General features: G+C 58.5%; 14 protein-coding genes and 1 pseudogene. 13 read left to right on the forward strand and 2 right to left on the reverse strand.

Annotated elements, in window-relative coordinates:
* Positions 1 to 96: 96 nt before the first annotated feature.
* A pseudogene (locus ACFPOB_RS24060) lies at positions 97 to 402 on the reverse strand (type II restriction endonuclease); the annotation flags it as partial.
* Position 403: 1 nt separating this feature from the next.
* Complete coding sequence (locus ACFPOB_RS24065; RefSeq protein WP_067990121.1) at positions 404 to 976, reverse strand: recombinase family protein; 573 nt, start codon at positions 974 to 976, stop codon at positions 404 to 406.
* 334 nt (positions 977 to 1,310) lie between these two features.
* Here ACFPOB_RS24065 and ACFPOB_RS24070 point away from each other — a divergent pair, with 334 nt between their 5' ends.
* The 13 genes from ACFPOB_RS24070 (at position 1,311) to ACFPOB_RS24130 (ending at position 14,673) form a co-directional block, all read left to right on the forward strand.
* A complete protein-coding gene (locus ACFPOB_RS24070; RefSeq protein WP_377800895.1) occupies positions 1,311 to 1,433 on the forward strand; it encodes a hypothetical protein in 123 nt (40 codons plus the stop codon).
* Between the two features lie 680 nt (positions 1,434 to 2,113).
* Entirely contained in the window at positions 2,114 to 4,111 is a 1,998-nt protein-coding gene (locus ACFPOB_RS24075; RefSeq protein ID WP_377800896.1) for a ParB/RepB/Spo0J family partition protein, read from the forward strand.
* A 318-nt stretch (positions 4,112 to 4,429) separates the two neighbouring features.
* Entirely contained in the window at positions 4,430 to 5,116 is a 687-nt protein-coding gene (locus ACFPOB_RS24080) for an AAA family ATPase (RefSeq protein WP_082736589.1), read from the forward strand.
* Between the two features lies 1 nt (position 5,117).
* Positions 5,118 to 5,459 (forward strand): stability/partitioning determinant, encoded by a 342-nt coding sequence (locus tag ACFPOB_RS24085; protein ID WP_082736587.1) that lies wholly within the window; start codon positions 5,118 to 5,120, stop codon positions 5,457 to 5,459.
* Between the two features lie 70 nt (positions 5,460 to 5,529).
* On the forward strand, positions 5,530 to 5,751 hold the full coding sequence (locus ACFPOB_RS24090; RefSeq protein ID WP_377800897.1) for a hypothetical protein: 222 nt from the start codon (positions 5,530 to 5,532) through the stop codon (positions 5,749 to 5,751).
* Positions 5,752 to 6,026: 275 nt separating this feature from the next.
* On the forward strand, positions 6,027 to 6,815 hold the full coding sequence (locus tag ACFPOB_RS24095; RefSeq protein ID WP_377800898.1) for a hypothetical protein: 789 nt from the start codon (positions 6,027 to 6,029) through the stop codon (positions 6,813 to 6,815).
* Between the two features lie 249 nt (positions 6,816 to 7,064).
* Positions 7,065 to 7,361, forward strand: a complete 297-nt coding sequence (locus tag ACFPOB_RS24100) for a type II toxin-antitoxin system Phd/YefM family antitoxin (protein WP_068178638.1) — start codon at positions 7,065 to 7,067, stop codon at positions 7,359 to 7,361.
* Complete coding sequence (locus ACFPOB_RS24105) at positions 7,358 to 7,867, forward strand: type II toxin-antitoxin system VapC family toxin (protein ID WP_082736588.1); 510 nt, start codon at positions 7,358 to 7,360, stop codon at positions 7,865 to 7,867. Before ACFPOB_RS24100 ends, ACFPOB_RS24105 begins: the two co-directional genes overlap by 4 nt.
* A 72-nt stretch (positions 7,868 to 7,939) precedes the next feature.
* Complete coding sequence (locus tag ACFPOB_RS24110) at positions 7,940 to 8,347, forward strand: Ros/MucR family transcriptional regulator (protein WP_377800902.1); 408 nt, start codon at positions 7,940 to 7,942, stop codon at positions 8,345 to 8,347.
* Positions 8,348 to 8,518: 171 nt separating this feature from the next.
* Complete coding sequence (locus ACFPOB_RS24115; RefSeq protein ID WP_377800899.1) at positions 8,519 to 8,890, forward strand: hypothetical protein; 372 nt, start codon at positions 8,519 to 8,521, stop codon at positions 8,888 to 8,890.
* 65 nt (positions 8,891 to 8,955) lie between these two features.
* Positions 8,956 to 10,233: a TolC family protein gene (locus ACFPOB_RS24120; RefSeq protein ID WP_377800900.1), complete on the forward strand. Its 1,278-nt coding sequence runs from the start codon at positions 8,956 to 8,958 to the stop codon at positions 10,231 to 10,233.
* On the forward strand, positions 10,230 to 11,489 hold the full coding sequence (locus ACFPOB_RS24125) for an efflux RND transporter periplasmic adaptor subunit (RefSeq protein WP_377800901.1): 1,260 nt from the start codon (positions 10,230 to 10,232) through the stop codon (positions 11,487 to 11,489). Before ACFPOB_RS24120 ends, ACFPOB_RS24125 begins: the two co-directional genes overlap by 4 nt.
* A gap of 10 nt (positions 11,490 to 11,499) precedes the next feature.
* Entirely contained in the window at positions 11,500 to 14,673 is a 3,174-nt protein-coding gene (locus tag ACFPOB_RS24130; RefSeq protein ID WP_377800903.1) for an efflux RND transporter permease subunit, read from the forward strand.
* Positions 14,674 to 14,752: the final 79 nt, after the last annotated feature.

Genomic DNA, 14,752 nt, shown 5'->3' on the forward strand with positions numbered 1-14,752 from the left:
GCCACCATCGCCTCCGCGACGGCCTTCCTCTACGCAGCCGCCGCCATGGTTCTTATCCGCCGCATCGCGCGAGCGTCATGAGTTCCGGGACGGACTCTGATTGTCGCGATCCTCGTAGATATCGGGGATACGGAGCTTCGGTTTCCACATGAACGCATGGTCGGCACCTTTGAAAACCTGCCGCTGTTCGGCAATAGACTCCAGAACCGTTTCCAAGGATGAGCCGCGATAGGCATTGCCGAAGCGGTCATCGCGGATTTCAGCAACAACGGCTTGTATCCCGCGCCGGATAGAACGAAAATTCTTTATGCGCTCTTCCCACAAGAACCAATTGCGATAGGTTCCGACTGCATCGGAGCGCCAGTGTATGATCAGCTCAGCTTGCCAATTCTCGTCGACCATCTCAATTAGACCCATCGATTTTAGAGTGCTGATTCAAGATATTGTATAAAGCCGTTTTCCCGACCTTAATGCGGGCGGCGGCTTCGCGTACGGTGAGACCGGCGGCAATGTGGTGTTTCGCCTTTTCGAGCTTTTCCGGCGTGATCACGGACTGACGCCCGCCTCGCCTTCCGCGCGCGGCTGCTGCGACGAGCCCTGCCCGCGTCCGCTCTTTGATCAGGTCGCGCTCGAATTGCGCGAGTGCGCCGAACAGGTGAAAAACGAGGCGGCCCCCTGGGGTGGTCGTATCGATGTTCTCGGTCAGCGAGCGGAATCCGACGCCCTTGTCCTGGAGCTCGGCCACGGTCTCGAGCAGGTGCTTCATCGAGCGACCGAGCCGGTCGAGTTTCCAGACGATGACGGTGTCGCCTTCGCGCGCATAGGAAACTGTCTGTGCCAGGCCGGGCCGATCGGTGAGCGTACCGGAAGCGTGATCTCGAAAAACGCGCTTGCACCCAGCAGCACTCAAGGCGTCGAGCTGTAGCGACAAATCCTGGTCGCCTGTCGAAACGCGCGCATAGCCGATCGCCACCATGGTCTGTCCGTTTTCTCGATCAATCCGGACAATGTCCGTTTCCCATCGAAAAGCTAGCGATACGGACAAATTGGAACTTGGCCGTCAGACGGTCGTTTCACGGACCAGGCACAAGCCGACTCCCCGATGGCTGAGCTGCTTTCGATGGTCATAGACGCGTGCAGAATGAAGTGGCTTGTTTAGGTGCGGTTCAGACTCGAAGTTCGACAGTCTGAGCTGTCATGCAGTTTGAAGGAGTGACCGATGCTCACAAGGCGAAATGGGTTTTTAGCAATCATCGGGCTTGCGCTCGGTGGCAGCGTTCTGGCTCCCGGCCAAGCCCGGGCTTGGCACCATGGCGTTCCTCATGGCGGAGACCATGACGGCGAAGACAGACGTCATCGTGGTGGACGTGGAGAATTTATGCGGGAAGAACACGGCCGGCCGCATCACCGTCGCCGCCATTGCCGAGAAGTAGAGTACCACGACCACCACGGTCGAATCCAAATCCGGACAGTTTGCGACTGATCCGCGTAATGGGCCGGTACAGAGCTTGATCAGGATCAGTCATATTCATGATCAATAATAAATCTGAATAGTACAATATTTGTTTCGACACAACATTATTTATTGTTCAATCGGATCTTGATAACGATTCTTAGGACGGCTTTTTCGATAAACAGTATTTTTATCCCATTTATATAACGGGTTTTTCTACACTAGTCAGGCAAAAGGAATGGCGCGTCCTTCGGAATCCGCTCTATTCCGCCGGCTGTGCCGGCTCCACGGAACCCCGCGAGCGGGTTTCCGCCTTCGGTAACGATCAGTCGCGCGGGCCGGCGCCGGGCGCCGGCAGAGGTCGCGCCGCCGGCGCGATGATGTTGCGCTGAGCGGGAAGAGAGGCGCGCGGCCCTCTCTCCCCAGCAAGAGCCAAATCGGGTCTCCCCATCCTTCCGCGCCGCAAGCGGCTTGTGCAGGACCAGCCGAGGATCCGCGTGCCGCGGCCCCTCGCCCGGCGCGAAACCGCGTGGGCGATCCCCCTCCCGATTTGGCTCTTGCCCCCCCTCTCTCCCCGCTGCTCGCCGCGAAGGCAGGAGTGCAGGCGGACCTGCACCCTGCCGGGTGACGGGCCTTCGGCCTCAAACAGGAGAGACCACCATGACCACGACCACCCCCGCGACGATCGGCACGCTCGCCACCGCCTTCCAGCACATCGCCCTGACGAAGCTCGCGCCCAGCGCCGCCAATGTCCGCAAGGTCAATTTGACCGCCGGCGTGAGTGAACTGGCCGATAGCATCGAGGCGCATGGCCTGATCCAGAACCTCACCGTCAGGAAGGCGGGCAAGGGCCAGAAGTTCGAGGTCGTCGCCGGCGCGCGTCGTCTGGCGGCGCTGCGGCTCTTGGCGAAGGAGGGCCGGATCGCCAAGGACATCGACATCCCCTGCAATGTGCTGGCGGCTGAGCGCGATACTGAGATCTCCCTTGCCGAAAACACGCAGCGCGAGGCCATGCATGTCGTGGACGAGGTCTTGGCCTATCAGCGGTTGGTCGAGGACGGGTTGCCGGCGGACGCCATCGCGAGTCGCTTCGGCCAGTCTGTCGTCACCGTGCGCCAGCGCTTGAAGCTCGCCAGCCTGTCGCCGGCCATCCTGGACGAAATGCGCAGCGATGCGATCACCATCGAGCAGGCCCGTGCGCTGGCGATCAGCGACGATCACTCGGCACAGGAGGCGGCATGGTTCGGGCGCGAGGGCTGGAGCCGCAGCGCAGGCAATCTGCGCGCGGTGCTGACTGACGAGCATATCCGCAGCAGCGACAGGCTGGCGTGCTTCATCGGCATCGAAGCCTATGAGGCCGCAGGCGGTGTGGTGCTACGCGACCTGTTCTCGCAGGATCAGGCGACCTTCCTGACGAACCGGCGGTTAGTGATGGAACTGGCGGCCGAGAGGCTACAAGCGGTCGCGGATGCAGTCCGGCCGGAAGGATGGGCATGGGCGGAAATCAGCATCGAGGCCGACAGCCTGCATCAGGCGGGCTATGGTCGCATCCACCCCCGCCGCCGCGATCACACAGATGCCGAGCAGGCCGAGCTTGCCGCGTTGGGCGAGAGCTACGACGCCCTGGCCGAGCAGATCGAATCCCATGCCGAGGGCGATCCGCAGATTGCGGCCGACGAGGACCGCCTCGCCGAAATCGAACGACGCGTTGAGGCCATCAAGCATGCCGCCGATAGCTTCGTGCCGGAGGAACAGGCCTTGGCCGGCTGCCTTGTCGCGATCGGCTATGACGGCGCGCTGCAAGTGACGCGCGGCCTCGTCAAGACGGAGGACCGCTCGGCGCTGGAGCGTTTGCATCATGGCGAGCAGGGCGATCACGATGACGGCGAGGCCCCTGCCCTGCCTTCGCAGCCCGAGACGACGGAGCCGAGCGGATATTCCGCGACGCTGATCGAAGAACTGACGGCGATCCGCACGGCGGCTATGCGCGTGGAGCTGGCGCAGCGGCCGACTGTCGCGATGGCGGCGATGCTGCATCCGTTGGTGCTGGCCAGCTTCTATGGCCGGCATCAGGGCCTGCACATGCATTCGGCTGTCGAGGTCAGGGGTGAGCGCAAGGCGCTCGACCTCAGCATCAAGCAGCCCGAGGCTTGCAGGGCGCTGTCGGGCTGGACCGAGATCGTCGAGGCATGGGGCTACCGCCTCCCCGGCGATCAGGCCGATCTCTGGGGATGGCTGATCGCCCAGCCGATCGATACGCTGACCGATCTTCTTGCCGTGGTGTCGGCGGCGAACCTCAACGCGGTCACCGCGCGTCATGAAATCAGCCGTGGCCGGATGGCGCAGGCGAACCAGATCGCGCAAGCCGTCAATCTCGACATGCGTTCATGGTGGAGCCCGGAGCAGGAGTTCCTGTCGCGCCTGTCGAAATCGACCATCGCCGCGATCCTGCGCGAGGCCGAGTGTTCCGAGGATGCCGCCAAGGCGATCGAGCGCAGCCCTAAGGCAGAGGCCGTCGCTCAGGCCGAACGCGAACTGGACGGCAAGGGCTGGCTCCCCTCCCCGCTCCTGACGCCAAGCGCAGGTCAGGCCGAGGCCGCCGATCGTGAGCATGATGATGTTGGCGACGAAACGCCGATGCCGATGGCGGCCGAGTAAGCAGCCGCGCCGCCGGCGCCCCTATATCCTTTGATCAGGTCTGCCGCCCGGGTCTCATGGCTCGGGCGGTATTCGCGCGCGGGGACTGCTCCTGCGCGGGATCGACCCGCCCAGGACCAGATCAGGGGCGCCCCAAAGCCCCGCCCCTCATGCTCCCCTCCCCGCCCATAGATCCGTGTACCACAAGTAACTGGCTATCCGATAGCTAGCTACTAGATAGCGATCAGATAGCTATCCAGTAGCTAGCTTATTCCAAACAAAATTGGTAGCTATCTGTTAGCTACTGGATATCTAATCATGGAACAGGAGGACTCGAAGATGCCGACGATCGCATTCGCCAACCCAAAAGGAGGCGCAGGCAAAACCACTGCCGCTCTTCTGCTGGCTTCAGAACTGGCCGCGAAGGGTGCCACGGTTACCATAATCGATGCTGATCCAGAAAAATGGATATCCCAATGGGGGGCGTTGACTGGGAAGCCTGAGAATATCTCCATAATTGGAAATGCGACCGAAGATACGATCGTAGATCAAATAGATATTGCTTCACTTAACTCCCAGTTCGTTGTTGTCGATCTTGAGGGCACAGCTAGCCTAATGGTTGCCAATACAATTGGTATGGCCGATCTGGTAATTATTCCAATTCAGGGTTCAGCGATGGATGCGAAAGGAGGAGCAAAAACAATTCGCCTTATTAGGAATCAGGAACGGATGGCGCGTCGACAGATTGCTCACAGTGTTCTTCTTACAAGAACAAGCGCAGCAGTTACATCGCGGTCACTTCGGAATGTTCAAAAACAGTTAGCTAAAAGTGGAGTCGACGTGTTCATAACGCCGATTGTCGAGCGAGCGGCGTTTCGAGATATCTTTGATTTTGGTGGCACCCTTGCGTCGCTGGATCCTCGCAACGTCAGCAATCTTGAAAAAGCGCGCGAGAATGCACGTGAGTTTGCCGGCGAGGTAATCACAAAGCTGAAGCAGTCAACACAGGATGAGAAGGTGGCCTGACATGACCAACGAACGCCCAGATTTAGGCTTTGGTGAAGAGCTAGACGCGTTCGATCCCAAGGCCTGGGACCCGGCTGACAAGAAAAAGCGTGAACCCCGGGCACCTAAGGCAGTCACCCGGCAAGCTGCTGAAGCTACAGGTTTTCAAAGTCGTGAGCCGAAATCACCATCATCGCCCGATCGGCGCCGGCGCACGGGGCGAAACGTCCAGTTCAATCTGAAGGCTAAGCCCGAGACGATAGAGGCATTCTGCCGGATCGCCGATCGAAAGGGGTGGGGCTTAGGCGAAACGCTGGAAGAAGCAGTAATGTTACTGGAGCGAGAAATCTCCGGTACGAGTTAGGCATCTATTTTCTGGGTTGCAAGAATCAAATGACTCGCACATCGTCACTAGTGCTTTGAGGGTGATTCTAGTGTCCGCGTCGCTGCAAAAATCCGCTCCCCGTATGGCCGCCATTCGATCACGGCGCCACGAGGCCGGATTCTATGAAACCACTGTTTTCGTCCACGAGCTTGCTCGAAAGGCGATCGACAGCGCGATAGCGACCGGCCGCTTCAAATCACGCAGAGAAGCCATGGAAGCCGTCATTCATGCGGCATACATGCCAGAGGAAAGTGCAACCAACCCGCGCTAACCCCTGAAAAGCGAAAAGGCCCCAGCTTTGGCGAGCTGAAGGCCTTTTGTGACGGCTGTGAGAGCCGCCCGTAGAACGGCTTTAAATCTCTCACAGCCGGATCGTTCTGTCAACGCAAACCACATGGTTTGCGAACGGAGTTCTATGCCCTTCGCGCAGACGAGGGGGATGGGGTCCGATCGCTGACCTGTGCCTGCACGGGATGAGCTTGGAGGGAGGTTCGACGCGGCCCAGCCTTGAAGGACCGGGCCATGTTCGCAGTCGAGATGTCGAGGGTGATCGCGGAGGTGCGCACGTTGTCGCGCCTGGACGAGATCGCCCGTGATCTGTGGAGCGCCTTTGGCGCAGATGCGCTGACGGAGGCGCAGGCGCAGGCGCTGAGCGAGGCGATCGAAGCGCGCAAGCACGAGGTGAGGGGGCAGGACCGGATCGCGGTGCGCGCGCCCACCGCGGCGCTCGAGCGGGCGCTAGATGGGCAGAACAGCATCTTCCCGCCGAAGCGCCGGCCGAAATCGCCGGACCGCCAGCGCTCGATCGCGCGCCGGCGGCGGCTGGCCGCGTCGGGGCCTATGCCGCCCCAGCTCGCAGCGAAGTTCACGACGGGCCAGCTCGCGGTGATGCGGATCATCGCCGACGAGGTCGAGAGCAGGCGCGGGACCTGCGCGCTGACGATCGGCGAGATCGCAGCGCGCGCCGGCGTCTGCATCGCGCTGGCGCGCAACGCCATCCGGATCGCCGAGCGGCTGTTCCTGATCAGCACGCAGTTCCGCAAGAGGGAAGGGCGCCCGCATCTACCTTCGGTGATCCGCATCATCTCGAAGGCTTGGAACGCTTGGCTGATCATCGGCGGCAAGGTGCGCCGGCACGCAATCAACGCCGAGCGCGAAGAGGGGACCTTGCCGTTTCGAGCGCAAACGGCGGGCAGCAAGTTCTCGCGAAAGATAGGGTCTAAAAAAATAGGCCCCACGGGCACCGATCTATCCAGATCGGCTTCTTCTATAAGCAGGCGACCGCAAACGGAGACGGCGCGAAGACCCTCCGGGCGGCCTACGGCCGTCGCCTGAAGGCGATCAGCGCCGCCTCGCGGCCGACTTCAAGCTCAATTCTGCACCACCTGAGCAAACGGCAGCGCCGCAATTGGCTTTTCGAAAAAGCCAGGTGATTTCGGTCGAGTTTTTCTGATTTTCGTCGATGAGGACATGCGCGCTGCGCATGATCCCGTTCGATTTGACGATCGCGATCGGTTGCGGGGGCTCCTTGGCAAATCTGGCAATCGGGCGTATATTCTAGTCACGGTGACTAGTGGAGCGACGATGATAAAATCCGAACGACGCGAGCAGAAGATGATGGGCCTCGGCGAGCGTTGGCGCCTGCAGGATGCCAAGGCGCGGTTCAGCGAGGTCGTGAAGCGGGCGCGTGAGCATGGGCCGCAGCGCGTGACGCTGCACGGCAAGGATGCGGTCGTGATCGTCTCGGCCGAATCTTATGACCGCGAGCGGGAACGTCACACTGGGCGTCGCCTGGTCGAGGCCTTGGCCGCGTCGCCCTTGGCCGGCATCATGCTGGAGCGGCCCTTCATCTCCGGGCCGGTCCGGGACGTCGAGGTGTGAACGGTTTTCTGCTGGACACCAATGTGCTGTCAGAACTGCGGAAGCCGCAGCCCGACCAGGCGGTCGCCGACTTTGTGTCCGCCCAGCCGGAAGAGACTTTGTTCGTGTCAGAGGTGACCTTCGCCGAGATCCGCTTCGGAATCGAGCAGGCGCCCGATGCCGAGCGCCGCGCAGTGGTTTCAGACTGGCTGGCGCGCACCCTTCGTCCTCTGTTCGCCGGTCGCACGCTTCCACTCACCGAGGACGTGATCCTGCGCTGGCGGACGCTGCTGGAGGCCGGTCGCCGGCGGGGTCACAATTTCGGGCAGCTCGACCTGTTCATCGCTGCCACGGCTGCGGTCGCAAACCTGATCGTCGTCAGCCGTGACGAGACGCATTTCGTGGCGGCCGGCGTTCCAATCCTAAACCCCTGGACAGAGCGCTATACGACGGGGTCCGGCCAGGAGAAGCCGGTCGCAGACATGACGGCGTCCAATTTTCTGTCGCGACTGACGACGATCGGCTAGCGATGAGTGAGCCAGATCGTGAAAATCATGGCTCGACCGGGCTTGGGCTCCTTTCCTCACCAAGGAATATCGATGTCTGACAACAATGAAGAGCTGCTTGCGCTGACGGCGTCGATCGTGTCGGCTTATGTGACGCGCAACAATCTGCCGATGGCCGACTTACCGCGGCTGATCGCGAGTACCCATGCCGCGCTTGCCAGCCTGGCGGCCCGGCCTGCGCCCGCTATGGCAGAACCGCTGGTTCCGGCCGTGCCGATCCGCCGGTCGGTGACGCCTGACGCGATCATCTGTCTCGAGGACGGCAGGGCGTTCAAATCCCTGAAACGGCATCTGAGCGCGAGCTATGGCCTGACGCCGGACCAGTACCGTGCGAAATGGAAACTGCCGGCCGATTATCCGATGGTCGCTCCGAACTACGCGGAGGCGCGCTCGGCTTTGGCGAAATTTATTGGTCTTGGCCGCAAGGCCGGAATGCGCTAACCCAAACCGACGAATTGATCATCATAACCTCGGTACTCGGGCCTCTCGCGCGGCCTTGGTCAGATCGGTGACGGAACGAAGTTCTAACAGTCAAAATGATAGGAATCAAAGTTTGGTAAAGGTAAATTTTGCCAAAATCCGCTTTGGCTTGGCGAAATAAACGGAGACGGCGTGTTTCAGGACACCACCCATATCATGAGAAAGATTGCCGTTTCATTCGGCATACTTCTTGTTTGCCTGATATGCGCGCAGAGTGTGGTAACGGCTGTTGATCTAGCACAGCATGCAACAGAAATGCCACATAACCCCAGCTCAATAGCCGGTTTTGTTGTTTTTAATAAAGCTATTGACAGTCAGGACGATTCATCTGGCTCTGTTGCCGAAAACGCGATCCACGCTCATGTGGGGGATCAATCAGAATCTCAAACATCTATGGCATTCTCTGTTGTTTGTTGCAGAGTAGAATTGGTCTGTATCCGGGTGCCTGACGATAGTCTGGCAGACGGCGAATGTCCTGAACTGTATCGTCCGCCCAAAGCCTGAGATTATGAAGCCGCCATCGCTCTAGGCGGGCGATATGTGCTTTCGTTTTCCTCTCGGAGCTTTGCATGTTCAGCCGTACTAAGTACGGTATGAGCCTGATTTCACGGGTCTTTCTCGTAGGCATCACGGCTTTTATCGTTTTCTCCTCCATTGCAGTTGCGACTGTTGTCGCAAAACCCTTAACCCTGACCGACGCTCTTGCTCGCGCGCGGGCTGCTGGTTTCGTTGCGCCTGCTGAACGGGCTCGGTTGCAGGGCGCTTATGCAGCCGTCGGTCAGGCGGGCGTTATCCCGAATCCATCGATTGGGCTCGACATTGAAAATTTTGCGGGCTCGGGTCCCTATCGAGGGGTATCCGGCCCCGAGACGACCCTGTCGTATAGTCAAGTTATCGAGTTGGGCGGGAAGCGTGAGGCGCGAACGACCGTCGCCCTCGCCGAGCTCGACGCGACCCGAAGCAAGGGGAATGTGCGTATTCTCGATCTCCTGCGCGAGGTCGAACTTGCCTGGATCGAGGTGGCTGTCGCCTCTGCTCAGAGGCGACTTGCCGAAGACCGGCTCGCGATCAGTCGCTCGCTGCGCGAAGAAATTGGCCGTCGCGCCGAATCGGGCCGCGATCCGGCTTATGCCGTGCCGCGCGCAGAGGCGCAGGTCGGACTTGACGAAATTGCCCTTGAGCAAGCCCGGTCGATGGAGCGCATCGCTAAAGCCAGCCTCGCTGGTTTTTGGCGTGGGGGACCTGATTACACGATTGATCAGACTTGGCTCGAGCGGCCGGCTTCTCCTACGGAGCGTGCCTACAATGCTGAACTGGCACTGCTAGAATCCGAGGCCAAGGTGGCGCTCGCCCGTGTGCGATTAGAGCTGACGCGATCCATCCAGGATCCAACAATCAAGATCGGCGTCCGCCATTTCGCCGACACAAAGGACGCGGCATTGGTGGCCGGCTTCTCAATCCCTCTGCCGTTATTCGATACCAACCAAGGCAACATCGCCAAAGCGCAAGCTGATCAACTGGCCGCGGAGAACGACATCGCTAATTCGCGTCTCACGCTGCAACGTGAGTTTGCACGCTATCGCGCTCGGCTAAAGGCCAGTTCAACGGAAGCGCGGCGGATTGAGGCAGAAGTCATTCCACAAGCTGAGAGAGCCATCCAGCTCGTTCGCGACGGTTTACAACGCGGCGCGTTCAGTTTCGTTGAATTTACCGACGCTCAAAGAATTTTCAACGACGCTCGGCTGCGCAGGATTGAGGCGCTTCGGACCTTTCACAGCGACAATGCGGCGCTCGCCCGACTCACGGGTAGGCACGGCCGTTTTTCCGAGCGGAAGACACGTAAATGATAACCAATAGCAAGATCAGAATGGGCGTGTACGCTTTGGCCGTCGCTTTTTTTGGCGGAGCTATGCTCGCAGGTTGCAACGAGGTCGTCGCTCCGAAAGACGCAAAGTCCCAGGATAGAAAGATTGAGGTCGAATACGAGCGTGGACCACACAAGGGACGCATGCTTCGTGTCGGCGATCTCGCGGTGGAAATCACAATCTTCGAAGAGGGCGTGGAACCGGAGTTCCATGTTTATCCATACTGGCAGAATAAACCGCTTGACCCAACTGAGGTCAAGCTGCAGGTCACGCTGCGCCGCCTAGGTCCCCGCGTCGACACGTTCTCTTTCGAAGCAGACGGAGAATTCCTGCGCGGCAAGGGTGTGGTCAAGGAGCCGCATTCTTTTGAGGTAACAGTCGCCGCGGAAGGCCGCAGCGTTTCAAATTCCTGGACCTACGAGTCGTATGAAGGCCGTACGACGATCGCACAGGCTGCCGCTGACGCCAACGGGATCCAGGTTGAAAAGGTCGGACCGGCTAGAATCGATCGGGTTGTCGATCTTGCAGGCCGAATCGAGCTGCAAAGCCAAGGGCGTGCTGAAATTCGCGCTTGGTATTCCGGGCGTGTCATCGAACTTACGAAGACAATTGGTCAGACGGTTCAAAAAGGTGAAGTTTTGGCTCGTATCGAGGCGAGCGATACGCTGCGCACCTACCAAATAACCGCACCCATCTCCGGTATGATCGTAGAACGGAATGTTAACGTCGGTGATGTCGCTACGCAGGCGATCTATGTCATCAACGATCCGGATTCTCTCCAGGCTACCTTCTTCGCCTCGCCGCGCGACCTTGAGGCGCTTCGTGTAGGGCAACCCGTCGAAATCAGAGGTCTTGGCGAGCAAAAAACGACAGGCAAGATCAAGTTAATCATGCCACGCGCAGACCCCAGCAACCAGGCGACGATTGTTTACGCCGAATTTCAGAACGCAAATCGCTCTTGGCTTGCAGGGATGGCTGTGGAAGGCCAAGTAACCGTCACGTCCGACAATGTTCCCTTGGCCGTGCGGACCCAGGCTCTGCAGCCCTTTCGCGACTTTAGAGTCGTTTACGCGCGGGTAGGTGAAACCTACGAGGTCCGCATGCTTAAGCTTGGCCGGCAAACGGCCGAGTGGAGCGAAGTTTTGGGCGGTATCGATCCAGGAGAGACCTATGTTTCTAAAAATGCTTTCCTGATCCGCGCTGACATCGAAAAATCTGGTGCCGCGCATGACCATTGAAGAGGGCGGCATGCTCGAGCGTATCATTCATCTGTCGATCCGGCACCGTTGGCTGGTTCTCGTAACCGTCCTAATTTCATCAGCAATTGGGATTTGGAGCTTTCAACGGCTTCCTATTGACGCAGTTCCAGATATTACTAACGTCCAAGTTCAGGTCAATACGGAAGCACCAGGCTTCTCCCCGCTGGAAGTCGAACAGCGGATCACATTTCCAGTTGAAACCGTTCTCGCTGGCTTGCCTGGACTTGAATACACCCGTTCGATTTCGCGCTATGGTCTCTCTCAGGTAACAATTATTTTTCGGGATAGGACCGACATCTATTTTGCACGCCAACTTGTGAACGAGCGTCTGCAGGGCGCTCGATCCGAGTTGCCGGCCGGCCTGGAACCTAAGCTGGGACCTATCGCAACCGGCCTGGGCGAAATTTTCATGTACACGGTCGAGCCGCTTCCCGGTGCGCGCAAACCCGACGGATCACTCTGGACATCTGAGGATCTACGGACGCTGCAGGATTGGGTCATCCGCCCGCAATTGAGGAATGTCCCAGGCGTCACCGAAGTCAATACGATCGGCGGTTTTGAACGTCAGTATCACGTAACCCCCTGGCCGCCTCGGTTATCGGCTTATGGGTTGACGATGACTGATGTCCTCAACGCCCTGCAACGCAACAACGCAAACGTTGGCGCAGGATATGTTGAAAATAACGGAGAGCAGAAGCTTGTTCGAGTTATGGGTCAGGCAAGCCGGCTTGAGGACCTACGCAATATCGTCATAGAGCAGCGCGGTGGGATCCCGATCCGCATAGCCGACGTCGCAGACGTGCTCATGGGCGAAGAGCTAAGAACGGGAGCCGCGACGCAAAACGGACAGGAGGTCGTTCTAGGCACTGTCTTCATGCTGATCGGCGAGAATAGTCGGACGGTAGCACAAGCTACTTCTGCAAAGCTCGCCGAGGCCGCACGGTCGCTGCCCGCAGGGATCACGGTAAAGCCGGTCTACGATCGCACGGAACTCGTCGAGCGTACAATTGGCACGGTCGAGAAGAACCTTGCCGAGGGCGCGCTCCTCGTCGTGCTGGTGTTGTTCTTGCTGCTTGGGAACATTCGGGCCGCGCTGATAACGGCGGCGATCATTCCTTTTGCGATGCTGCTCACCATTACAGTGATGGTGCAAAGCCGCGTTTCGGGAAACCTAATGAGCCTAGGCGCGCTCGACTTCGGCTTGATCGTCGATGGCGCCGTGATCATCGTCGAGAACTGCCTTAGGCGCTTCGCGGAGGCTCAGCACCGTCTGCAGCGCCTTCTTACCCGGGAGGAGCGGTTCTCTCTAGCTGGGACTGCGGCGGCGGAGGTCATTCGACCAAGCCTATTCGGCGTCATGATCATCACCATCGTCTACGTGCCTATTTTTGCGCTCACTGGGGTCGAGGGCAAAATGTTTCACCCGATGGCGTTCACGGTTGTCGTCGCGCTGCTCGCCGCTCTCCTCTTATCGCTGACCTTTGTCCCGGCGGCCGTCGCGCTGACGATCACGGGGAAGGTAAGCGAAAAGGACAGCCTGCCGATGCGAGCCGCACTGGTGTTGTACCGACCGCTTCTCACATTGGCTGTCAAAGCACGTTGGCTCATGATTTCTGCTGCGCTGGCATTTATCGTTCTGGCCGGTGTCGCCGCTTCTCGGCTCGGTTCTGAGTTCATGCCAAATCTTGACGAGGGCGATATCGCACTGCATGCGCTACGCATACCCGGAACGGGCCTCAAACAGGCTGTTGAAATGCAGTCGATTTTAGAGGCCAAGATCAAAGCTTTCCCAGAAGTTGCGCAGGTCTTCGCCAAGATAGGCACAGCCGAAGTTGCTACTGACCCGATGCCGCCAAGCGTTGCTGATACTTTCGTGATGCTTAAACCGCGCTCTGAGTGGCCTGATCCAAGAAAGCCGAAGGGGCAGCTCGTGGCTGAGATGCAGGAAGCGCTTCAGGTCCTTCCGGGCAATAACTACGAGTTCACGCAGCCCATTCAGATGCGTTTTAACGAGTTAATCTCGGGAGTGCGGTCGGACGTCGCTGTCAAGATTTTCGGCGATGACCTCGCCGAGTTGCTGCGTCTGGGCAATGCCGTCGAAGGTGTCCTTTCCGGCATACCAGGCGCTAAAGACGGCAAAGTCGAACAGGTGACGGGTCTGCCGGTTCTTCAGATCACGCCTGATCGCAAGGCCATGGCGCGCTACGGCTTGAACATAGCAGATGTTCAAGAAGTGGTTCAAACCTCTATAGGCGGGACGGTCGCGGGAAAGATATTTGAAGGCGACAGGAGGTTTGATCTCGTCGTCAGGCTACCCGAAGCATACCGTTCACGAATTGAGGAAATTGGGCGTTTACGCATTCCAATCAATTCTACAAAAACGGAGAATAGTCCGAAATTTGTTCCTTTAGAAGAGGTGGCAAAGATTGAGACCGTTGTTGGACCTAACCAAATAAGCCGTGAGAATGGTAAGCGCCGTGTTGTTGTAACTGCAAATGTTAGAGACCGGGATTTAGGTTCTTTTGTTAATGATCTTCAAGATAAGGTGAGAGATAACGTTCAAATCCCGACCGGATATTGGATCGAATATGGGGGTACGTTCCAGCAGCTAATCTCAGCGTCCAAGCGTCTTCAATTGGTTGTCCCGATTGGCCTTCTCCTTATTTTTGGTCTGCTCTACAGCTTGTTTGGTTCGATCAGGGATGCCGCAATCGTGTTTTCAGGAGTGCCACTTGCGCTAACAGGTGGGATCGCAGCTCTGATTGTACGGGATATGCCGCTTTCAATCTCGGCAGGCGTTGGTTTTATCGCGCTGTCCGGCGTGGCTGTTTTGAACGGCGTCGTGATCATATCTTTTATCAAGTCGCTACGAGAGCAAGGGCGCGGCCTGGACGAGGCGATCCGGGAAGGCGCGCTCACTCGGTTAAGACCTGTACTGATGACGGCGCTTGTTGCCAGCCTAGGGTTCGTTCCAATGGCCCTGAATGTTGGGGCAGGCTCCGAAGTCCAACGACCGCTTGCGACAGTCGTTATCGGTGGCATCATCTCATCAACGCTGCTAACTCTTTTCGTTATTCCAGCGCTATACAGAGCCTTACACCGCGATCGCAAATCACGCGATCCGGTGGTAATTGCGTCAAACCTTCAAACTAAGGAGACATGACAATCAAAATGACTTCCTATTCAATCCAAGTGTTAATTTAAAACTGCCGGAATATGCTGTGGCACTTTGTATTTGCCTT

It is taken from the genome of Allobosea eneae (genome assembly GCF_042657265.1).
Lineage (GTDB): Bacteria > Pseudomonadota > Alphaproteobacteria > Rhizobiales > Beijerinckiaceae > Allobosea > Allobosea eneae.